Source organism: Streptomyces sp. NPDC031225, assembly GCF_055570355.1.
The window spans coordinates 45,123-65,746 of the sequence record NZ_JBVIHJ010000001.1 but is presented as its reverse complement, the minus strand read 5'-3'; the positions used below and the strand labels follow the sequence as shown (position 1 = coordinate 65,746).

At 70.9% G+C, this 20,624-nt stretch carries 18 protein-coding genes; 12 read left to right on the top strand and 6 right to left on the bottom strand.

What is annotated here, in order from left to right; genetic code table 11:
* The first annotated feature begins 117 nt into the window (after positions 1-117).
* Entirely contained in the window at positions 118-1,458 is a 1,341-nt protein-coding gene (locus ACZ48Z_RS00275; protein WP_468733538.1) for a hemolysin family protein, read from the top strand.
* The gene (locus ACZ48Z_RS00270; RefSeq protein WP_468733537.1) at positions 1,455-2,531 is read left to right on the top strand and encodes a hemolysin family protein; all 1,077 of its coding nucleotides are present in this window, start codon (positions 1,455-1,457) and stop codon (positions 2,529-2,531) included. The genes ACZ48Z_RS00275 and ACZ48Z_RS00270 overlap by 4 nt, the downstream gene beginning before the upstream one ends.
* Before the next feature lie 117 nt (positions 2,532-2,648).
* Here ACZ48Z_RS00270 and ACZ48Z_RS00265 read toward each other — a convergent pair whose 3' ends face one another.
* Positions 2,649-4,514 (bottom strand): AAA family ATPase, encoded by a 1,866-nt coding sequence (locus tag ACZ48Z_RS00265; protein WP_468733536.1) that lies wholly within the window; start codon positions 4,512-4,514, stop codon positions 2,649-2,651.
* 432 nt (positions 4,515-4,946) lie between these two features.
* Positions 4,947-5,567, bottom strand: a complete 621-nt coding sequence (locus ACZ48Z_RS00260; RefSeq protein WP_468733982.1) for a uridine kinase family protein — start codon at positions 5,565-5,567, stop codon at positions 4,947-4,949.
* A 233-nt stretch (positions 5,568-5,800) separates the two neighbouring features.
* Here ACZ48Z_RS00260 and ACZ48Z_RS00255 point away from each other — a divergent pair, with 233 nt between their 5' ends.
* From ACZ48Z_RS00255 to ACZ48Z_RS00245, 3 genes are all read left to right on the top strand, one after another.
* Complete coding sequence (locus ACZ48Z_RS00255; protein WP_468733535.1) at positions 5,801-7,159, top strand: peptidase C39 family protein; 1,359 nt, start codon at positions 5,801-5,803, stop codon at positions 7,157-7,159.
* A gap of 186 nt (positions 7,160-7,345) precedes the next feature.
* Positions 7,346-7,486: an SCO1431 family membrane protein gene (locus ACZ48Z_RS00250; protein ID WP_468733534.1), complete on the top strand. Its 141-nt coding sequence runs from the start codon at positions 7,346-7,348 to the stop codon at positions 7,484-7,486.
* Positions 7,487-7,551: 65 nt separating this feature from the next.
* Complete coding sequence (locus ACZ48Z_RS00245; protein WP_468733533.1) at positions 7,552-8,214, top strand: TetR/AcrR family transcriptional regulator; 663 nt, start codon at positions 7,552-7,554, stop codon at positions 8,212-8,214.
* 60 nt (positions 8,215-8,274) lie between these two features.
* Here ACZ48Z_RS00245 and ACZ48Z_RS00240 read toward each other — a convergent pair whose 3' ends face one another.
* Positions 8,275-9,507 (bottom strand): glycoside hydrolase family 18 protein, encoded by a 1,233-nt coding sequence (locus ACZ48Z_RS00240; protein ID WP_468733532.1) that lies wholly within the window; start codon positions 9,505-9,507, stop codon positions 8,275-8,277.
* Positions 9,508-9,849: 342 nt separating this feature from the next.
* Here ACZ48Z_RS00240 and ACZ48Z_RS00235 point away from each other — a divergent pair, with 342 nt between their 5' ends.
* The 3 genes from ACZ48Z_RS00235 (at position 9,850) to ACZ48Z_RS00225 (ending at position 13,664) form a co-directional block, all read left to right on the top strand.
* Positions 9,850-11,022 carry an acyl-CoA dehydrogenase family protein gene (locus tag ACZ48Z_RS00235; protein WP_468733531.1) on the top strand — a complete coding sequence of 391 codons (1,173 nt, stop codon included), beginning with the start codon at positions 9,850-9,852 and terminating at the stop codon, positions 11,020-11,022.
* Between the two features lie 333 nt (positions 11,023-11,355).
* Positions 11,356-12,471: an Rv3169 family protein gene (locus ACZ48Z_RS00230; RefSeq protein WP_468733530.1), complete on the top strand. Its 1,116-nt coding sequence runs from the start codon at positions 11,356-11,358 to the stop codon at positions 12,469-12,471.
* 98 nt (positions 12,472-12,569) lie between these two features.
* The gene (locus tag ACZ48Z_RS00225) at positions 12,570-13,664 is read left to right on the top strand and encodes a phosphotransferase family protein (protein WP_468733529.1); all 1,095 of its coding nucleotides are present in this window, start codon (positions 12,570-12,572) and stop codon (positions 13,662-13,664) included.
* 10 nt (positions 13,665-13,674) lie between these two features.
* Here ACZ48Z_RS00225 and ACZ48Z_RS00220 read toward each other — a convergent pair whose 3' ends face one another.
* On the bottom strand, positions 13,675-14,115 hold the full coding sequence (locus tag ACZ48Z_RS00220) for a hypothetical protein (RefSeq protein WP_468733528.1): 441 nt from the start codon (positions 14,113-14,115) through the stop codon (positions 13,675-13,677).
* A gap of 267 nt (positions 14,116-14,382) precedes the next feature.
* Here ACZ48Z_RS00220 and ACZ48Z_RS00215 point away from each other — a divergent pair, with 267 nt between their 5' ends.
* The 4 genes from ACZ48Z_RS00215 (at position 14,383) to fxsA (ending at position 18,491) form a co-directional block, all read left to right on the top strand.
* The gene (locus ACZ48Z_RS00215) at positions 14,383-14,823 is read left to right on the top strand and encodes an Lrp/AsnC family transcriptional regulator (RefSeq protein WP_328745542.1); all 441 of its coding nucleotides are present in this window, start codon (positions 14,383-14,385) and stop codon (positions 14,821-14,823) included.
* 99 nt (positions 14,824-14,922) lie between these two features.
* On the top strand, positions 14,923-16,509 hold the full coding sequence (locus ACZ48Z_RS00210) for an amidohydrolase (RefSeq protein WP_468733527.1): 1,587 nt from the start codon (positions 14,923-14,925) through the stop codon (positions 16,507-16,509).
* Positions 16,510-17,057: 548 nt separating this feature from the next.
* The gene (locus tag ACZ48Z_RS00205; RefSeq protein ID WP_468733526.1) at positions 17,058-17,852 is read left to right on the top strand and encodes a polyprenol monophosphomannose synthase; all 795 of its coding nucleotides are present in this window, start codon (positions 17,058-17,060) and stop codon (positions 17,850-17,852) included.
* Between the two features lie 72 nt (positions 17,853-17,924).
* Positions 17,925-18,491, top strand: a complete 567-nt coding sequence (fxsA, locus tag ACZ48Z_RS00200) for an FxsA family membrane protein (RefSeq protein ID WP_468733525.1) — start codon at positions 17,925-17,927, stop codon at positions 18,489-18,491.
* A gap of 100 nt (positions 18,492-18,591) precedes the next feature.
* On the opposite strand, the gene ACZ48Z_RS00195 is transcribed toward fxsA, so the two are convergent.
* Together ACZ48Z_RS00195 and ACZ48Z_RS00190 are read right to left on the bottom strand one after the other, a co-directional pair.
* Positions 18,592-18,966 carry an RNA polymerase-binding protein RbpA gene (locus ACZ48Z_RS00195; RefSeq protein ID WP_003977404.1) on the bottom strand — a complete coding sequence of 125 codons (375 nt, stop codon included), beginning with the start codon at positions 18,964-18,966 and terminating at the stop codon, positions 18,592-18,594.
* Between the two features lie 266 nt (positions 18,967-19,232).
* Positions 19,233-20,588: an MFS transporter gene (locus tag ACZ48Z_RS00190; RefSeq protein WP_468733524.1), complete on the bottom strand. Its 1,356-nt coding sequence runs from the start codon at positions 20,586-20,588 to the stop codon at positions 19,233-19,235.
* Positions 20,589-20,624: the final 36 nt, after the last annotated feature.

Here is a 20,624-nt window from a genome sequence, read left to right as displayed (position 1 = left end):
CGCCCTGTGTTGTTCCAGCACCTTGTTCCTGCTACCCGAGGAGTGACTCCCTCCAGCGATGGACGGATCGTCCTGTAGTACATGCGCCGCCCCCTCCCGACCCATCGAGGCGGCGGCATGACCATCCCCCTGTTGCTCCTAGGAGCGGCGTTCCTGCTGATCCTCGCCAACGGCTTCTTCGTGGCGGCCGAGTTCGGCCTGGTCACCGTCGAGGCCACGGACGCCGAGAAGGCCGCGGCCGAAGGCGACCGACGGGCCCGCAGGGTCGCCGAATCGCTCAAGGAGCTGTCGTTCCAGCTCTCCGGCACCCAGCTCGGCATCACCATCACCTCCCTCGTCGTCGGCATGCTCGCCGAACCGGCACTCGCGGAACTGCTGCACGGCCCGTTCACGGCCATCGGCATCCCCGAGGGCGCGGTCTCCGGTGTGGCCGTCGTCGTCGGCATGCTGCTGGCCTCGGCCGTGCAGATGGTGATCGGCGAGCTCGTGCCCAAGAACTGGGCGGTGTCCAAGCCGATGCAGGTCGCCCGATTCGTCGCCGGCCCGCAGCACGTCTTCGCCCGGCTGTTCCGGCCGGTGATCGCCGCCCTGAACGCGGTCGCCAACCGCCTCGTCCGCGCGCTCGGCATCGAGCCCGCCGAGGAGCTGGCCTCCGCCCGCACCCCCGGCGAGCTGGTCTCCCTGGCCCGGCACTCGGCCCAGGCCGGTGCCCTGGAGCAGGACACCGCGGACCTCTTCGTGCGCACACTGTCGCTCGGTGAGCTCACCGCGCAGCACGTCATGACCCCGCGCGTGAAGGTCAGCTCGCTCCAGGCCTCCGCGACCGCCGAGGACGTCGTCAACCTCACCCGCGCCACCGGACTGTCCCGTTTTCCGGTCTACCGCGAGAAGATCGACGAGATCGTCGGCATGGTCCACCTCAAGGACGCCCTGGCGGTCCCCTCGCAGGACCGCCTGCGGACGCCTGTGGGCCGTATCGCCCGCCCGGCGCTGCTGGTGCCCGAGACGCTCCCCGTCCAGCCCCTCCTCGCCCAGCTGCGCAGCGAGCAGCCCATCGCCGTCGTCGTCGACGAGTACGGCGGCACGGCCGGCGTGGTCACCCTGGAGGACATCGTCGAGGAGATCGTCGGCGAGGTCCGCGACGAGCACGACGACCTGTCCGACGAAACTCCCGAACTGGCCGCCGCCCCGTCGGAGGACGGCCGTCTCACCTGGGACGCCGACGGCAGCTGCCGGGTCGACATCCTCCAGCGCATAGGCCTCGACGTGCCCGAAGGACCGTACGAAACCGTCGCCGGGCTGGTCGCCGACCTGCTCGGCCGTATCCCCGCCGTCGGAGACCGGGCCGAGCTGCCCGGCTGGCGGCTCACCGTGCGCCAGGTCGGGCACTACAGAGCCGAGCGGGTCCGTCTTGTCCGCACGGTCGCCACCGTGAACGTCATGGAGGCCGCCCGATGAGCCTGCTCCAACTTCTCTTCGCCGCGCTGCTCGTGCTCGCCAACGGCTTCTTCGTCGGCGCCGAGTTCGCGCTCGTCTCCGTGCGCCGCAGCCAGATCGAACCGCTCGGCACCGCGCGTGCCCGGCAGGTGCTGTACGGCCTGGAGCGGCTGCCGCAGATGATGGCGGCGGCCCAGTTCGGCATCACCATGTGCTCGCTGACGCTCGGCGCCGTCGCGGAACCGACGGTCGCCAAGCTGCTGGAGCCGGTCTTCGAGTGGATCCACGTGCCGCACGGCGTGATCCATCCGCTGGGCTATGTGATCGCCCTGGCCGCGGTCGTCTTCTTCCACCTCGTGATCGGCGAGATGGTCCCGAAGAACCTCGCGATGGCGGCCCCGGAGAGGGTCGCGCTGTGGCTCAGCCCGGGCCTGGTGGCCTTCGCCAGGGTGTGCAGGCCGATCACCGTGGCCCTCGGCGCCTGCGCCCGGGGCATCCTGCGGCTCTTCCACGTCGAGCCCAAGGACGAGGTCGAGGCGGTGTTCACGAGTGAACAGCTGAACCGGCTGGTGGAGGACTCCGGCCAGGCGGGCCTGCTGGACCCCGAGGAACAGGAACGCCTGGAGGACGCGCTGGAACTGGGCTCCCGCCCCGTGACGGACGTCCTGCTCAAGCGGGAGTCCCTGGTGACGGTGCGCCCCTCGGTGACCCCGGGCCAGATCATCGAACTCACCGGCCACACCGGGTACTCACGCTTCCCGATCGCCGCGGAGAACGGTGCCTTCATGGGCTACCTGCATGTGAAGGACGTACTGGACCTGGAGGACTCGCAGCGGGCGGTGCCCCAGCAGATCTGGCGTCGGATGACGAAGCTCAGGTCCGATCTGCCGCTGGACGACGCCCTGACGGTGATGCGGCGTGCGGCGACCCATCTGGCCCAGGTGGCGGACGGTTCGGGCAAGGTGCTCGGGCTGGTCGCGCTGGAGGACGTACTGGAGCTGCTGGTGGGCGAGGTACGGGACCCGGCGCACCGGGAGCTGCCGGAGGTCCGGGTCGCCGAGCCCCGGAGCAGCGAGGAGGCGTTGGCGTCGTAGGTCGTCGTACGGCTGCGGGCCGGTGGGGTGGGTGCCGTCAAGGATGTCTGGCTGCGCCCACCGCCTTTAGGGGCGCGGGAACTGCGCGAGAAGCCCCACCGGCCCGCAGCCGTACGACTACATCGCCGACGGATCCTGCGGTCCCCGCCCCGACAGGACCTCCCCGTACGCCTGCATCAGGTCCGCCAGCCGCAACGTCGACAAGTCGTCCCGCGTCAGCACGCCCGGATACGTCGACAGCCGAAGATCCCGGTACGCACAGCTCTTCTCGTACAGCGTCCGCAGGAACCGCCCGTTCCCCAGCTCGTCGATCCACCCCTGGTCCACCACGTGGCCGGCGATGGAGCGCAGCTCGTCCAGCGCCTCCTCGTCCCAGATGTCACCGTTCTCGCTCGCCAACACCTCGCCGATGGAGGTGAGTTCGAGCGGACGGTACGAGGGGAAGTCGACGCGGGTGGTGAAGCGGGAGGAGAGCCCCGGGTTCGCGGCCAGGAGGCGGTCCATGCCCTCCGGGTAACCGGCAAGGATCACGACCAGGTGGTCCCGGTTGTCCTCGGCCCGCTTCAGCAGCACCTGGAGCGCCTCGTCGCCGTACGCGTCGCCCTTGCCGTAGCCGGAGTTGGAGAGCGAGTACGCCTCGTCGACGAAGAGCACGCCGCCGAGCGCCGAGTCGATCAGTTCGTTGGCCTTCACCGCCGTCTGGCCGAGGTACTCCCCGACCAGGTCCGCCCGCTGCGCCTCCACGAGATGGTCACCGCCGAGCAGCCCGAGGGCGTAGAAGACGCGTCCCAGGATGCGGGCCACCGTGGTCTTGCCGGTGCCGGAGGGGCCGGAGAAGACGAAGTGACGCTTGGGTGGTTGCACCGGAAGGCCCTGACCGGTCCGCAGACGGGCCATGTTCAACTGGGCGGAGAGCGCCTTGACCTGGCGTTTCACCGGGTCCAGGCCGACCATGCGCTCCAGTTCGGTGAGGGCTTCCTCCAGTAAGGCGGGGTCGGTGGGTCCCGCGGGCAGCGGCCCCACCGGTACTCCGGACCTCTCGCGTCCGGCCGGGTCGGTCATCGAGGGCAGTGGCCCGCCGGGCGGCGGCTCCGGCTCGGAGAGCTTCAACTCCCGCCCCTCGATGCCGAACAGGGGATCGACCCCGTCGGGCCCTTCGAGGACGTCCTGCCCGAACCCGGTGAGCGTGATCGACGCGAGATCGGCGGAGTCGTCGTACCCGTCGCTCTCGGCGATCGCGGCGAGCCGGGCCGAGGTGTCCATGAAGGCGGGGTCGACGCGGTGCACGGCCCGGTAGAGGGGCAGCGCGGCCGCGGACCGGCCGGTTCCCTCATGGGCCCGGGCCAGCCAGTAGCGCAGTTCCTTGCGCTGGGGCTGTTCGCTGCGACAGCGCATCAGGGCCGACGACAGGAGTGGCTCGGCCTGGCCGAACATCTCCAGACGGACCCGCGCCATGCCGCCGAACAGACCGGCCTCGATGCCGAGCATGGCGTCGTCGATCAGCGGGTCGGTGTGCCGGACCAACTGCTCCCAGTCCTTGACCAGATAGGCGCGGCAGGCGTGCAGAAAGCGGACCTGGTGGTCGGTGTCCACCGGCGGCAGGCCCGCGAGGGCCCGGTCCAGCTCGGGGACATGGCGGCCGTCCAGCCAGTGCGAGGCGTGCGCGAGGAGCAGATCACGAGGGCTCTCCAGGACCGGCTGCACCCACCACCCCAGCCAGTACCAGGAGTTGAGCGTCCGCCGATGCCGGGTGCGCTGTTCGCCGAAGCGCTCGCGGTGCCGGAACATCCGTAGCAGCGCGGTCGTCGTGTCGACGCGCAGCGCATGCAGCCCGAGCCAGCCGTCGGCCATCCCGGGATCGATCCGCACCGCGACCCGGAACTCCTCCTCGGCTTGCGGATAGGCGCCCATCGTGTAGGCGTCCACGCCCCGCAGCCAGGCGAGGTCGGCCGGGGCCTCGGGGCCCTGCGTGCCGAAATCCATCACGTCCCCCACAAACCGTGCCCCCGTGGTTTCACCACCGGGCCGTCGCCCGATGGCCGCCTTCGTCCAACCGCTGTGCCGCGGACCGGAGTTGCAACGGTGTGCAGAGCAGCCGTCCGTAGGTCGCACCGAGGGCATCGTACCTGCGGAGGTGTCGCCCGCCGTAGGGTGCCGCACAGGCCGTTTGGCGAGGTGGGAGCAGATGAGGCGCATCGGGCACGGTGACCCAGGGTGAGCGAATGGCGCCTCACGGCGTCCGGAAAACCGGGCGAGGGCAGAACGAAGCCCCCGATCACGGGGGAACAACCGGGGGCTTCGCGACTGCGGGCGACCTCGAACGGTCGCGCATTGAGAACGTAAGACCTGTACGGCCCCTCGGTCAAGCCGAGTTGGGGGAGTCCGGCAAGTTCTTACCGATGGTTCTTCACAGGTTCAACACATCGCCGTCGGGCTGTCACCGTGGGTGACATTCTGGTCCGGTCCAACAGTCGCAGCAGGCCCTTTGGCGGTCTCATATCCCTCCCGGCACTGCCGTACCAGGAGGTCGGCGAAGGGCCGGGAGGGGTCTTCGGCGAAATGCCGTTGTTCCGCCCCGACCCATTCGTCCCAGAACTCCCGCTGTTCCCTCCCGTCCCGGGACCGTCCGCGCGTCCAGGACTCCTCGCGGGGCAGTTCCATCCACAGCAGGTGTGCCAGGTGCGGCCGCAGAGCGCGCCGGCCCGCTCCGACCCCCTCCAGCAGGATCAGCGGGGCCGGCGGCAGGGCGCGGGGTGCTCCGGGGCGGCGGGTGTGCCAGTCGTAGGGGGCGTAGTGCGCGGTCTCGCCCCGGCCCAGCGGTGCGATCACCTCGCTCAGCAGGCGCCCGGTCCAGCCGAACAGTTCGTCGTGCCGGGCGATGTCGTCGAGGTGCAGCACGGGAACGCCGCCGAGTACGTCGGCCAACCGCCCTGCGAACGTGGACTTTCCGGAGCCCGCGTGGCCGTCGATGCCGATCAGACGGACCGGACCGCAGGACGGGGGCAGCCGGCGGAGCCGGGAGACGAGATCGTGGATGGCGGTTCCTGAGGGGGTGTGCGAAGGAGCGGACGGGCCGGGCGTGGCCAGTCTAGTGACGGCAGGCGGCCGGGCGACGGAACCACAGGTTCCCAGGTCATGCCAGTGGACCAGACCAATATTCGTGGGCGTGGCATGGGCCGAAGTGCTGGCAGGAGCATGCCGCCTCATCCATAGTTGGCGCACAACCATGCATTGCCTGCCCGACTCGGACACCGGGGGTCTTCCCACCCATGAGCAGAGCCGAACAGCCGTCCCGCAGAACCGTTCTGGCCGTCGCGGTCGCCGCCGCGGTGGCCGGCAGCGTGGGCCCCGCGGCCGCCGCGGGCAACGCGGCCGACGCGGAACCCGACCGGGCCGCCCGCCCCGTCGACAACCATGCCTGGACCACGTACAGCGACTGGCACAGCGGCACCGGCAAGGGCACCCGTGCCGTCCCCGGCAGACGCCCCGGAGTCGTGATCGGCGCCGCCGCCGGGACCACCGAGTACACCGACCCGCACACCAAAACCACCGCCACCTGGGAGTACGCGACCTGGACCTCCCCGGTCCACCGGCTCGCCGTGCCCTCGACCGAGGTGATCGCCTCCTGGAACGCCCACACCCCGGCCGGCACCTGGATCCAGATCGAGCTGGAGGGCACGTACTCCGACGGCACGGTCACCCCCTGGTACGTGATGGGCCGCTGGGCCGCCGGTGACGGCGACATCAAGCGGACCTCGGTCGACGACCAGACCGACGGCAAAAGCACGGTCTGGACGGACACCTTCGCGATCGACGACGCGTCGACCGGGCTGCGCCTGGCCTCGTACCGACTGCGGCTGACCTTGTACCGCAAGCCCGGCGCGAAGAACACGCCGACCGTCTGGCGGCTCGGCGCGATGGGCTCCGACGTCCCGGACCGCTTCACCGTGCCGGCCACCACGCCCGGCCTCGCCCGCGAACTGATCGTCCCGCGCTACTCGCAGGAGATCCACAAGGGCCAGTACCCGGAGTACGACAACGGCGGCGAGGCCTGGTGCAGCCCCACCTCCTCGCAGATGATCATCGAGTACTGGGGCGGCCGGCTCACCGCGGAGCAACTGGCCTGGGTCGACCCGTCGTACGCCGATCCGCAGGTCTGCCACGCGGCCCGGTACACCTACGACTACCAGTACGAGGGCTGCGGCAACTGGCCCTTCAACGCGGCCTACGCGGCCACCTTCGACGACCTCCAGGGCGTGGTCACCCGGCTCGGCTCGCTCACCGACCTGGAGACGCTGATCGCGGCCGGAATCCCGGCCATAACGTCCCAGTCGTTCCTCAAGGAGGAGCTCACGGGGGCGGGGTACGGCACCTCCGGGCACCTGATGACGGTGATCGGCTTCACCGCCGAGGGCGACGTGATCGCGAACGACCCTGCCTCGCCCAGCGACGCGGCGGTGCGGCGTGTCTACAAGCGGCGTGAGTGGGAGAACATCTGGCTCAGGACCAAGCGGTACAACGCGAGCGGCAAGGTCGTCTCCGGCACCGGCGGCGTCTGCTACCTGTACTTCCCGGCCTGTCCGACCGCGCGCCAGCGCAAGGCGCTCGCGGCGGTGGGCGTGCGCTGAGCCGCCCCGCAACGGTCCCCGGCATCCGTCGGGGGCCGTTCGCTGTGACCAAGGTCTCGGCCGCGAACGCCCATGTCGGTGGCAAGGTGGACAGATCGGTCGGGGAGAACGTCCAGCCCGATCGGTGGGGGAGACCGTCCAGCCCGTCCAGCCGTTCCCACGGCCATCCGAGATCAGCGAGACGCCATGACCGCACACTCCGCCACCGTCGCCCGCACCCGTACCGGCGGTCCCCGGGACGACGGCCCGAAGATCCTCGAACATGTCGCGGGCTGGACCCTCGTTGCGGTGATCGCGATGCTCATTACGCAGCTCGGCCTGCTGTGAGCTGATGCACAGGCGACCTGACATACTGCGGATGTCCCGCCGCCAGCCCGAGACCAGGGTCGATATTGAATATCAGTGAACAACGTGAAGCCGCCCGGCCGCGGGCCCGCGGCACTGAGCGCTCGGTCGCGCGCCGCGCCGAACTCATCTCCATCGGGCGGAAGTTGTTCGCGGACACCTCCTACGACGCGCTGTCCATGGACGACATCGCCCGCCAGGCGCATGTCGCCAAGGGGCTGATCTACTACTACTTCCAGTCCAAGCGCGGCTACTACCTGGCGATCATCCAGGACTCCGTCGCGGACCTGGTGACCTACGCGGCGAGCGGTCTCGAACTGGGGCAGGTGGACCGCGTCCACCGCACCCTGGACAGCTATCTGCGCTACGCCGAGCACAACCAGGCGGCCTACCGCACCGTCGTCAGCGGGGGCGTCGGCTTCGACGCCGAGGTGCACGCCATCCGGGACGGGGTGCGCGAGGCGATCGTCGCGACCATCGCCGAAGGGGCCTACGGCCGCACCGACATCTCCCCGCTGGCCCGGATGGGCCTCCTCGCGTGGGTGTGCAGCGTCGAGGGCGCCACCCTCGACTGGATCGGCGGCCCTCCCCAGCTCTCCCGCGCCACGATGTGCGACCTCCTGGTGAAGTCACTCGGCGGCTCGATGCGCGCCATCGCGGAGATGGACCCCGCCCACCCGACTCCGCCGCCGGCCCGCCGCGAGGACTGACGGCCGACGAGTCGGGGCGGAGGCTCGTGGTCCCCCGCCCCGAGTCCTGTGCCGGACAGGTCAGTTGATCGCCCGGATCAGCTCACCGCCCGAGGTGTCCCCGCTCAGCTCCCAGAAGAAGGTGCCGCCCAGGCCCTGCTGGTTCTTGTACGTCATCTTCGTCGCGATGGTCGCGGGGATGTCGTAACTCCACCAGTTGTTCCCGCACTTGGCGTACGCCGTGCCGCCCACCGTCCCCGTCGCCGGGCACTTGGACTTGAGCACCTTGTAGTCGTCGATGCCCTGCTCGTACGTCCCCGCCGCCGGGCCGGTCGCGGTGCCGCCCGGGGCGGACTGGGTCACGCCCGTCCAGCCGCGGCCGTAGAAGCCGATGCCGAGCAGCAGTTTCGAGGCCGGGATGCCGAGGCCCCTGAGCTTGGCGATCGTCGCCGAGGTGTGGAAGCCCGCCTTCGGGATGCCCGAGTAGGAGTTCAGTGCCGAGTGCGGAGCCGTCGGTCCTGACGTGTCCCAGGCGCCGAAGTAGTCGTACGTCATCGGGTTGTACCAGTTGACGTACTGGGCCGCGCCCGCGTAGTCCGCCGCGTCGATCTTGCCGCCGGCCGTGGCGTCCGCGGTGATCGCGGCGGTGACCAGCGAGCTGCTTCCGAACTTCGAACGCAGCGCCGCCATCAGGTTCTTGAACGCCGTCCTGCCGCTGGTGTCACAGGTGTTGCCGCACGCGTTCGGGTACTCCCAGTCGATGTCGATGCCGTCGAAGACGTCGGCCCACTTGGAGTTCTCGACCAGGTCGTAGCAGGACTGTGCGAACGCGGCGGGGTTGCGGGCGGCCTCGCCGAAGCCGCTCGACCAGGTCCAGCCGCCGAAGGACCAGAGGACCTTGAGTCCGGGGTGCTTCTTCTTGAGCTCGCGCAGCTGGTTGAGGTTGCCCCGCAGCGGCTGGTCCCAGGTGTCGGCGACGCCATCCACTGACTCGGCCGCGGTGTAGGTGCGGTCGGTCGCCGCGTAGACGTCGCCCATCGCGCACTTGCCGCCGGTGACGTTGCCGAACGCGTAGTTGATGTGGGTCAGCTTCGCCGCCGAACCGGAGCTCTCGACGTTCTTGACGTAGTACTTGCGGTCGTAGGTGCCCCATTCGGTGAAGTAGCCGACGACTTTGGAGCCGGCGGCCCTCGGTGCCGCCTCGGGGGCGGCGGCCGTCGCGGTGCTCGCGCCGGCCAGCAGGCCCGCGCCGAGGACCGCGCAGCACGCGGCCGAGATCAGGGCCCGGAAGCGGACGCGGTGGGGAAGGTGCATCGGTGTCTCCTCGTGGGGGAGAGGGGAACGCCAGCCGATTGGCATGAACGCGGTAAAGCGTTGCCGGAACAGTAGGAGGACTAGACCACCGCGTCAATGGTTCGGACCAATCCGGGGCTGTTGTCGGGCCCGCTGCCGACGCGCCGGGCCGTCTTGAAGTAAGCGGTCGTTAACCGGTGACCCGGTGCTTCCCGTCGGGCATACTCACAGGGCGCAGCCGCTGGTCAGCAGCTTCCGAGACCCGGGAGACGCGAGCAGCGACCGGCGCCGGTGAGAACCGGCGGAGCCGCCCCACCCCACGGCGTGCGTCCGTCAGCCCCCTACAGGGAGGAGAGCGTCGCCATGCCCGACCGCGCCCCGCAGCCGGTGGACCGGCATCTGCCCACGGACGAGGCCAGGGACCTGATCTCGCTCGTTCGCGACATCGCGCAGCGAGAGATCGCCCCGAAGGCGGCCGAGGAGGAGGACGCCGGGCACTTCCCGCGCGAGGTCTTCACCCTGCTGTCCAGGACCGGCCTGCTCGGCCTGCCGTACGACTCCGAACACGGCGGCGCCGACCAGCCGTACGAGGTCTACCTCCAGGTCCTCGAAGAACTCGCCGCCGCCCGCCTGACCGTCGGTCTCGGCGTCAGCGTGCACACCCTCGCCTCCCACGCCCTCGCCACCTACGGGACCAAGGCGCAGCAGGTCGAGCACCTGCCCGCGATGCTCGGCGGCGGACTCCTCGGCGCCTACTGCCTGTCCGAACCGTCCTCCGGCTCGGACGCGGCCTCGCTGCGCACCAGGGCCGTCCGGGACGGCGGGGAGTGGGTCATCACCGGTACCAAGGCCTGGATCACCCACGGCGGGGTCGCCGACTTCTACACCGTCATGGCGCGCACCGGCGAGGAGGGCCCGCGCGGGATCACCGCGTTCCTGGTCCGCGCCGATGCGGCGGGGCTGAGCGCCGCGGCGCCGGAAAGGAAGATGGGCATGAAGGGCTCGCCGACCGCCCAGGTCCACTTCGACGGGGTGCGCGTACCGGACGGGAGGCGCATCGGCGAGGAGGGGCAGGGCTTCGCGATCGCCCTGTCCGCACTGGACTCGGGACGGCTCGGTATCGCGGCGTGCGCGATCGGGCTGGCCCAGGCGGCCCTCGACGAGGCGGTCGGCTACGCGACCGGGCGGCGGCAGTTCGGGCGGCCGATCGCCGACTTCCAGGGGCTGCGCTTCATGCTCGCCGACATGGCGACCCAGATCGAGGCGGGCCGGGCGCTGTACCTCGCGGCGGCACGGCTGCGCGACGCCGGACGGCCCTTCGCCAAGCAGGCGGCCATGGCCAAACTGCACTGCACAGACACCGCGATGAAGGTCACCACCGACGCCGTCCAGGTCCTCGGCGGCTACGGCTACACCGCGGACTTCCCGGCCGAGCGTTACATGCGCGAGGCCAAGGTCCTCCAGATCGTCGAGGGCACCAACCAGATCCAGCGGATGGTCATCGCCCGGCACCTAGCGGGTCCGGAGACGCGCTGAACTGACCGGGCCTGACCTGCGGCGCCGCGAGCCGGACCCACTCCGGGTCGTGACGCCCCGGCAGGGTGCGGCCGCCGCTGGCCCAGGTGAGCAGCAGGTCGCGGTAGATGGGCGGATCCTGCGGCGGTGGTGGCGGGGCCGGCGGCGCGGGAAGCGGAACCAGCGCAACCGATTCTGCGAACGGTGCGTATGCAGAGGTCATACCGGGGCAACGCGGCGGCCTGCGGCGGGGTCACCGGTTCCCGGAATCGAGCGTGCGTTCACGGGCGTGCATCTGGCCTCCAACACCTGTCTGACGTACCGTCAGCACAGCTGCCGGACAGGGAGGTTGAGGTGTCCGAGGACCGCCCCGTACCGCTCGACGAGTACCCCGTGCACCAGGTACCCCTCTCCATGAAGCACGTGGCCACGGGGGACCGCAACGCCTACGACCGCTGCATCTTCCACGTCATCGACGACGAGGGAGGCGCCCTGCTCATCATCGGACTCGGCGTGTACCCCAACCTCGGGGTGATCGACGCCTACGCGACCCTGCGCCTCGGCGACACCTTGCACGCCGTACGCGCCTCGGACGCACTCGGCGACGACCGGATGCGGCTCCAGGTGGGTCCCGTGACCATCGGGGTGCTCCAGCCGCTGCGCGAGTTCGTCCTGGAGTGCGATCCGGACCCCGAGGACCCGGACGGACTGTCGTTCAAGATCAGCTGGTCGGCGGACTTCCCGCCGCTGTGGGAACCGCACCACCAGCAGCGGCGCGGCGGCCGCCTCACCCTGGAGGGGAAACGGTTCGTGCAGGCGGGCCGGTGCCGCGGCGTGCTGCGCGTCCGCGGGGAGGAGATCCAGTTGACGCCCAATCGCTGGACCGGAACCCGCGACCGCAGCTGGGGTGTGCGCCCGGTCCCCGGCGAGGACGGCGGCCGGCTCGCCGAGGACCATCCGACCGAGGGCTTCCACTGGCTCTGGAGCCCCGTCCACCTGGGGGACCGCTTCCTCATGGTGATCGTCCAGGAGGACGCCGACGGCCACCGAGCCCTCAACGACGCGACCCTCGTCCGTCCCGGCCACCGTGACCGCCAACTCGGCTGGCCCCAGCCCGAGATCACCTACCGCTCCGGGACCCGGCACCCGGAACGCGCCCTCGTCCGGCTCGGCGACATCCGCAAACCCATGGAGCTGGACGTGGAGGTCCTCACCTCCTCGCCGCTCGCGCTCGGCGCCGGCTATCCGCCCGCCGACGACTGGCAGCACGGCACCTGGCACGGCCGCGACTGGACCGACCGCCGCACCTATGACCTCACCGAGCCGCACCCCCTGGCCGGATACGGCGTCACCGACCACGCCGCCCGCTTCCGGCTGGACGGCCGGATCGGCCACGGCATCTTCGAGCACGGCTCGTTCGGCCGACACGACCCGAGCGGCTTCACCGGCTTCGACTCGGTGGCTCCATAAGGGCGTTGATCGTGTGGACCTCCGCACGGCCGCTCCGACCTCACGAAGCTCCGCTCCGGGCGTCGGCCACACGGGGCTCCACACAAGGGAGTTGACCCATGGCCACGGCACCCCGGCCCCGCACCACCACCCGCGACCCCGAGGAACTCGCCCGCCGCCTCACCGCCTGGCTCGCCGCCCGGCTGCCCGGGGCGAAGGCCGTCGACGTCACCGTCCCCGCCACCAACGGCCTGTCCAGCGAGACCCTGCTCTTCGGCATCGAACACCCCGAACCGCCCCTGCGTGCCTGCGCGTTGAGGCTCGCCGCGGACCCGTCGGCGTACAGGGTCTTCCCGGTGTACGACATGACCCGCCAGTACCGCACGATGCAGACCGTGGCCCGCTTCTCGGACCTGCCCGTGCCGAGGGTGCAGTGGCTGGAAGAGGACCCGGGTCCGCTCGGCGCGGCCTTCTTCGTCATGGAACGCGTGGCGGGACGCGTACCGCCGGACGTCATGCCCTACACCTACGAGGGCAACTGGCTGCACTCCGCGAGCGACGCCCAGCGCGAGCACCTGGAGGCGGCCACGGTGGGCCTGTTGGCCCACCTGCACGACCAAGTCCCCCCGGTCGAAGCGGAGTTCCTGGCACTGCCCGGCGACGGCGACGCACTGCGCCGTCACGTCACCGCCCAACGCGCCTACTACGACTGGGTGGTCGAAGGACTCGCCCGCTCACCGCTCATCGAGCAGGCCTTCGACCGGCTGGAGGAACTCTGGCCGCGCGAACCCGGCCCACCCGTCGTCAACTGGGGCGACGCACGCATCGGAAACGTGATCTACGACGGCTTCGACCCGGTCGCCGTACTGGACTGGGAGATGGCAGCGCTGGCCCCGCGCGAGGTCGACCTCGGCTGGACCGTCTATCTGCACCGCTTCTTCCAGGACCTGACGGTCGCCTTCGGCCAGCGCGGACTGCCGGACTTCCTGCGCCGCGACCGGATCGAGGCGCGCTACGCCGACCTCACCGGCCACACACCGCACGACATGGACTTCTTCACGCTGTACGCCGCACTGCGGCACGCGATCGTCATGCTGCGCGTCGCCTACCGCCAGGCCCACTTCGGCGAGGTCGCCGTACCGGCGGATCCGGACACACTGATCCTGCACCACGGCAGCCTGCAAGCCATGGTGCAGGGCAGCTACTGGGACTGAGCGAGGCGGCTCAGGCGGCCTGACGCCGCATCACCGGCACGACGCGCACGGGGCGCGAGCCGGGACCGCCGACGTGCGAGAAGGGCTGGGTGCGCCAGTCGAGTCCCTGAGGGAGCGTCAACAGCAGGGCGGTGTCCTGCTCCTGAAGCTTCGCCGACTCGTCCGCCGACCGGGCCTCGGAGGCCTTGCGGCCCGTACCGGTGCAGACCGTGAGGCCGAACGGGTTCCACGGCGAGGCACACAGCGCGTGCTCCGGCAGCTTCTCCTCGTCCGCCAGCAGGGCGATGGGCTGCGCGCAGTCCGGGCAGAACACCCGGTACATCTCGAAGGTGTCGTACGCGTCGAAGTCCTCGTCGTCGAGGGCGTCCAGCTCGACGCCCTCCGGTTCGAAATCGACAACCGCCTGGAGTCGCTTGGGCGCGGTACGTCCAGGGCGCTTAACACTCTGCATGGGTTCTCCCCCTAGGGCTGGGCCGTGACGGCACTGCGGCCTCGACCACAGCAAGCACTTCCCGTCCCGTCACGGCGGTAATCACGAGAGCATCACGCAGGCCCGCACGGGGGTGTGGCCTTCGTCACATGCCGATTGCAGATGCCCGTCGCGGCCGCTTTGTCCCTCGGACGGCACACAGGCGACCGCCGGTCACATCACGAACCGGGCATGACCTGGGCCGCTCAGGTACCGGTGGAGATCGGACGCACTGTAGGTTCTTGCGCCATGGAGGAGCTGGACCGACAAATCGTGCAGCTGCTCGTCAAGGACGGGCGGATGAGTTACACGGACCTGGGCAAGGCCACGGGCCTGTCCACGTCGGCCGTGCACCAGCGGGTGCGACGGCTCGAACAGCGGGGTGTGATCCGCGGGTACGCGGCGGTGGTCGACCCCGGGGCGGTGGGCCTGCCCATGACCGCCTTCATCTCGGTGAAACCGTTCGACCCCAGCGCCCCGGACGACATCGCGGACCGGCTGGCCGGCGTCCCCGAGATCGAGGCCTGCCACAGCGTCGCGGGCGACGAGAACTACATCCTCAAGGTGCGGGTGTCGACCCCGCACGAGCTGGAGGAGCTGCTGGCTCGCCTGAGGTCGCTCGCGGGGGTGTCGACGCGGACCACGGTGGTCCTGTCGACCCCGTACGAGGCACGGCCGCCGCGCATCTGAACGAGCCTTCGCCGCGCGCCCGCGACCAGCCACAACGCACCGGCGCCCGGCCGTGCACCCGCGCCCCGGGGGCGCAGGTGTCCCTGCGAAACTGTCCCCATGAGTGAACCGAAGACCGTCCTCCTGCGCCGAGGCGAGGTCCACAGCCCCGCCGACCCGTTCGCGACCGCGATGGTCGTGGAGCGGGGCCAAGTCGCCTGGGTGGGTTCGGAAGGCGCCGCGGACGCCTTCGCGGACGGCGTCGACGAGACCGTCGACCTGGACGGCGCTCTGGTCACCCCCGCGTTCACCGACGCCCACGTCCACACCACCGCCACGGGCCTCGCCCTCACCGGCCTCGACCTCTCCGACGCCCCCTCCCTGGACGTGGCCCTGAGCCTCGTACGGGACTTCGCGGCCGCCCGCCCCGACGACCGCGTCCTGCTCGGGCACGGCTGGGACGCCGCCCGCTGGCCCGGCGGCCGCCCGCCCACGCGCGCGGAGCTCGACGAGGCGACGGGCGGCCGCCCGCTGTATCTGAGCCGGATCGACGTCCACTCGGCGGTCGTGACGACGGCACTGCTCGACATGACGTCCCTGGGGCTCCCGGACGGCCCCCTCACCGCCGACGCCCACCACGCCGTCCGCGCCACCGCCCTCGGCTCCGTCACCCCCGCCCAGCGGGTCGAGGCCCAGCGTGCCGCCCTGGCCCACGCCGCCTCCCTGGGCATCGGCACGGTCCACGAGTGCGCCGGGCCCGAGATCTCCTCCGAGGACGACTTCACGGGCCTGCTGCGGCTGGCCGCCGAGGAGGCCGGACCCCGGGTCGTCGGGTACTGGGCGGAGCAGGACGTCGACAAGGCCCGGCAACTCGGCGCGGTCGGCGCCGCCGGAGACCTCTTCGTGGACGGCGCCCTCGGCTCGCACACCGCGTGCCTGCACGAGCCGTACACCGACGCCGACCACACCGGCGTCGCCTACCTGGACGCCGCCGCCGTGGCCGCCCACGTCACCGCCTGCACCGAGGCGGGCCTCCAGGCCGGCTTCCACGCGATCGGCGACGCGGCCGTGACCGCCGTCGTCGAGGGCGTCCGCGCCGCCGCGGAGAAGCTCGGCCTCGCTCGCGTACGCGCCGCCCGGCACCGCGTCGAACACGCCGAGCTGCTCACCCCCGAGGCGGTGGCCGCCTTCGCCGAACTCGGTCTCACCGCCTCCGTCCAGCCCGCCTTCGACGCCCTGTGGGGCGGCGAGGACGGCATGTACGCCCGGCGCCTCGGCCGGGAGCGGGCGGGCCGTCTGAACCCCTTCGCGGCCCTCCTGCGGGCCGGTGTCCCGCTCGCCTTCGGCTCCGACAGCCCCGTCACCCCCCTCGACCCGTGGGGCACGGTCCGTGCGGCCGCCTTCCACCAGACCCCCGAGCACCGCGTCTCCGTGCGTGCAGCCTTCACCGCGCACACCCGCGGCGGCTGGCGGGCGGTGGGCCGCGACGACGCGGGCGTCCTGGTGCCCGGCGCTCCCGCCGACTACGCCGTGTGGCGCACCGGCGAACTGGTCGTGCAGGCCCCCGACGACCGGGTCGCCCGCTGGTCCACCGACCCCCGCTCCGGCACCCCCGGTCTGCCCGACCTGACGCCGGGCCGTGACCTCCCCGTCTGTCTGCGCACCGTGGTCGGCGGACGGACCGTCTTCGTAGGGCCGGGCGAGTGATCTCCGGGGGTGGCGCGGTACGGATCGGCCGCACGCCCCCTGTCGCGCGACCTGCGCATCCTCCCCGCTGACCAGCGCGTTGGTGGCAGATGCGCAGGTCGGAGGACTGTTGACAGGCGACGGCAGGGGGCCGGTAGGTTCGGCCGGGTCCACCACCGGACACCCGACCGGGGAACCTCCACCCAGTCGTCGCAGCGCCGCTGGGTCAGGGACGGTGTACCGCACCGGAGCACCGCCACTGGGAGCCAGGCTCAGCGCTCGCGCCACGGCGAGGGAACGTTCCGTCCGGCCGGGGAGGTGTGACCCGGGTGGGGCCCGGGCGCTCAGTAGACAACGGCTTTCGGTCGACCCGCAGCCAGCGGGCCCCAGGTCGGCCCGAAGGGCGCCGGGCCCCCATCCGCAGCAGGGACCGCGATTTCCACAACGGTGAAAATCGGACTCTTACCCTGCTTTTGTGGAAACGACACCAGCATACGAACGCCTTGTCACGTCATCGCAGGCCGCGCCCATTATGGTGGACGCCTGCGCAATGACTCGAAGGGGCAGCAGTGAACGACGGCGACGGGGCCCGCACGGCACAGGGGACGCGGTTCGGCCCGCTCGGCACGACCTTGGTGATCATTCCGACCTACGACGAGGCGGAGAACATCAAGGCCATCGTCGGCCGGGTGCGCAAGGCCGTCCCGGAGGCGCACGTGCTCGTGGCCGACGACAACAGCCCCGACGGCACCGGCAAGCTCGCCGACGAACTCGCCGTCGAGGACGACCAGGTGCAGGTGCTGCACCGCAAGGGCAAGGAAGGCCTCGGCGCCGCCTACCTCGCGGGCTTCCGCTGGGGCCTGGAGCACGGCTACGGCGTCCTGGTCGAGATGGACGCCGACGGCTCCCACCAGCCCGAGGAACTGCCCCGTCTGCTCACCGCCCTCAAGAGCGCCGACCTGGTCCTCGGCTCCCGCTGGGTGCCCGGCGGCCGGGTCGTGAACTGGCCCAAGTCCCGCGAGTTCATCTCCCGCGGCGGCAGCCTCTACTCCCGTGTCGCCCTCGACCTGCCCCTGCGTGACATCACCGGCGGTTACCGCGCCTTCCGCCGCGAGACCCTGGAAGGCCTCGGCCTCGACGACGTCGCGTCCCAGGGTTACTGCTTCCAGGTCGACCTCGCCCGCCGCGCGGTCAAGGCCGGCTACCACGTCGTCGAGGTGCCCATCACCTTCGTGGAGCGCGAACTCGGCGACTCGAAGATGAGCCGCGACATCCTCGTGGAGGCCCTGTGGCGGGTCACCACCTGGGGTGTGGGGGAGCGGGTCGGCCGCATCACGGCCCGGGGAAAGCGCCCACAGCCGTAGTCCCACGACCTCACAGCCGCGGCTGATCGTCTCCTTATCCCGTGCTGAGCAGTGCCCAGGCACACTGGACGTATGACGACAGGCGCTCCGACCCCCACGTACCCCGTCCGGCCCCGCCGCTCCCGTGTGCGCACCTTCCTGCCGCTGGGCGTCGCCGCCTGGCTGGTGCTGGAGATCTGGCTGCTGACCGTGGTCGCGGGCGCGGCGAGCGGGTTCGCGGTGTTCCTGCTGCTGGTCGCCGGCTTCGTCCTCGGCTCGGTGGTGATCAAGCGGGCCGGCCGCCGTGCCTTCCAGAACCTGAACGAGGCGCTCCAACGGGGCGGCGCCCCGTCGGGCTCCGGCAGCGGGGGCAACGGCCTGATGATGCTGGGCGGCCTGCTCCTGATGATCCCCGGCCTGGTCTCCGACGCGGTGGGCCTGCTCCTGCTGATCCCGCCGGTCCAGAAGGCCGTCGGCCGCTATGCCGAGCGCACCTTCGACCGCAAGCTGCGCGAGGCCGTTCCGGGCACCCTGGGCGACGCCTTCCAGCAGGCCCGTATGCAGCGCCCCGACGGCAAGGTGGTCCAGGGCGAGGTCATCGTCCGCGACGAGCCGGGCGGCGACACCCCGCAGGGGCCGCGCCCGCCGCTCACGCGCTGAGCCGGCCGCGGGGCAGCCGGGGGCAGCCGAAAACCCGCGGGCGCGGTACGTGGATCACGTACCGCGCCCGCGGGTTCTCGTATGTGCTGTTGTGTCCCGCTCAGGCCGACTTGCGGCTGTCCCGGGGGTGAACAGCGATGTTCATCGCCCCCGAACGCAGAACCGCCAGACGCTCCTCAAGGACCTCTTCGAGTTCCTCTCGGGTGCGTCGCTCCATCAGCATGTCCCAATGTGTACGCGCAGGCTTGGCCTTCTTTTCCTCAGGGCCGTCGCCGTCCACGAGAAGTGCCTGGGCCCCGCAGACCTTGCACTCCCACTCGGGCGGGATCTCCGCCTCGACCGAGAAGGGCATCTCGAAGCGGTGCCCCTTCTCGCATGCGTACTCCACGGCCTGGCGCGGGGCCAGGTCGATGCCGCGGTCCGTCTCGTAGCTGGTCACCACGAGGCGCGTGCCGCGAAGAGCTCGCTCACTCATGAATCGTGCCTCCCGGGCTTGTCGCCCACAGGACAGGTGTCGCTGTCGTCGTCATCCGGTCAACGTCCGGTCGGCGGTAAAGATTCCCGTTCCGGGTCCCGTCCCGGGCAATGCGTCGCCGTCGTAGCCGCCCCTTGTTGTACCCACCAGTGCCCGGTTTGTCACATCTGCTAGTAGATGTCACCCAGCGTTCGGCTTCTTTGACGCGCAGTAACGGTACGCCTGGCAGGCCAAACGCGTACACTACAGCGCTTTCGTGTTGAACGCTAAATCCTTTCCGGTACCGGATTGCCCGCGTCGCTGATCGCCCGCCCCACCGGAACCCGTGCGAGCAGCACGAATCCGATGACGAAGAAGACCACCAGCGAGATGATCGCGTCCCGGTAACTTCCCGTCAGCTGGTAGGTGATCCCGAACAGGAGCGGGCCCAGCCAGCTCATGCCCCGGTCGCTCATCTCGTATGCCGAGAAGTATTCGGCCTCCTTGCCCGGCGGGACGAGATGCGAGAACAGGGAGCGGGACAGGGCCTGACTGCCGCCGAGCACGAGCCCGATCCCCGCGGCCAGGACGAAGAACCACCCGGGCGCGCCGGCGGGCAGGAAGTATCCGGCCCCCAGGACCCCCGCCCAGGCGACCAGCGAGCCGAGGATCGTGCGTTTGGCCCCGTACGCCCGGGCGAGTCGCCCGAGCGCGAGCGCCCCCGCCACCGCCAGTACCTGGACCAGGAGCACGGCCGTGATGAGGGTCGACTGTCCCAGGCCCAGTTCCTCGGAGCCGTAGACCGAGGCCTGGGAGATCACGGTCTGGATGCCGTCGTTGTAGATGAGGTACGCGAGCAGGAAGGCGAGTGTGAGCGGGTGGCGGCGCATGTCGCGGACGGTGGCCGCGAACTGCCGGAAGCCGGGGGCCGTCGACTCCTTCGCGCGCTCCGGGGCGGCACGGCGGTCCCGCAGCCGGCGGAGCGGGATCACGGCGAAGGCGCCCCACCACAGCCCCGCCGAGGCCAGGCAGATGCGGACCGCCGCGCTCTCGGAGAGGCCGAAGGACTCGTGGCCGGTGTAGAGGACGAGATTCACGACCAGGACCAGGGAGCCCGCCGCATAGCCGAACGCCCAGCCCTTGGAGGAGACCGCGTCGCGTTCCTCGGGCGGGGCGATCTGCGGGAGGTAGGAGTTGTAGAGCATGGTCGCCACGGACTGCGCGGCGTTCGCGACGATCAGCAGGATCCCGCCGAGGAGATACCGCTCGCCGCCGAGGAAGAACATGGCGGTCGTCGCGGCGGCCCCGGTGTAGGCGGCTGCGGCCAGCAGGGGCTTCTTGCGGCCGGAGCGGTCGGCGGCGGCGCCCACCAGGGGCATCACCAGCACGGCGACGATCACCGACAGGGACACCGAGTACGCGAAGAAGGAGCCGGCACGCACCGGGATACCCAGTGGATGGACGTAGCCGTCCGCGTCCGCTGCGTTCTTGGCGACCGAGGTCAGGTAGGGGCCGAGGAACACGGTGAGGACGCTCGTCGAGTAGACGGAGCACGCCCAGTCGTAGAAGTACCAGCCGCGCTGCTCGCGCCGCCGTTCGGCGGCCTCGTCCGCCGAGCCCGCCCGCACGGTGTCGGTGCCCACCCGTGCCCTCGCTTCCCCGTGAATGCCGTGCGCGGG

Bases quoted from the DNA above. Each gene is read 5' to 3' on its own strand.
- ACZ48Z_RS00275 (WP_468733538.1), top strand. From the start codon at position 118: ATGACCATCCCCCTGTTGCTCCTAGGAGCGGCGTTCCTGCTGATCCTC.
- ACZ48Z_RS00270 (WP_468733537.1), top strand. From the start codon at position 1,455: ATGAGCCTGCTCCAACTTCTCTTCGCCGCGCTGCTCGTGCTCGCCAAC.
- ACZ48Z_RS00265 (WP_468733536.1), bottom strand. From the start codon at position 4,514: ATGGATTTCGGCACGCAGGGCCCCGAGGCCCCGGCCGACCTCGCCTGG.
- ACZ48Z_RS00255 (WP_468733535.1), top strand. From the start codon at position 5,801: ATGAGCAGAGCCGAACAGCCGTCCCGCAGAACCGTTCTGGCCGTCGCG.
- ACZ48Z_RS00250 (WP_468733534.1), top strand. From the start codon at position 7,346: ATGACCGCACACTCCGCCACCGTCGCCCGCACCCGTACCGGCGGTCCC.
- ACZ48Z_RS00240 (WP_468733532.1), bottom strand. From the start codon at position 9,507: ATGCACCTTCCCCACCGCGTCCGCTTCCGGGCCCTGATCTCGGCCGCG.
- ACZ48Z_RS00235 (WP_468733531.1), top strand. From the start codon at position 9,850: ATGCCCGACCGCGCCCCGCAGCCGGTGGACCGGCATCTGCCCACGGAC.
- ACZ48Z_RS00225 (WP_468733529.1), top strand. From the start codon at position 12,570: ATGGCCACGGCACCCCGGCCCCGCACCACCACCCGCGACCCCGAGGAA.
- ACZ48Z_RS00220 (WP_468733528.1), bottom strand. From the start codon at position 14,115: ATGCAGAGTGTTAAGCGCCCTGGACGTACCGCGCCCAAGCGACTCCAG.
- ACZ48Z_RS00215 (WP_328745542.1), top strand. From the start codon at position 14,383: ATGGAGGAGCTGGACCGACAAATCGTGCAGCTGCTCGTCAAGGACGGG.
- ACZ48Z_RS00210 (WP_468733527.1), top strand. From the start codon at position 14,923: ATGAGTGAACCGAAGACCGTCCTCCTGCGCCGAGGCGAGGTCCACAGC.
- fxsA (WP_468733525.1), top strand. From the start codon at position 17,925: ATGACGACAGGCGCTCCGACCCCCACGTACCCCGTCCGGCCCCGCCGC.
- ACZ48Z_RS00195 (WP_003977404.1), bottom strand. From the start codon at position 18,966: ATGAGTGAGCGAGCTCTTCGCGGCACGCGCCTCGTGGTGACCAGCTAC.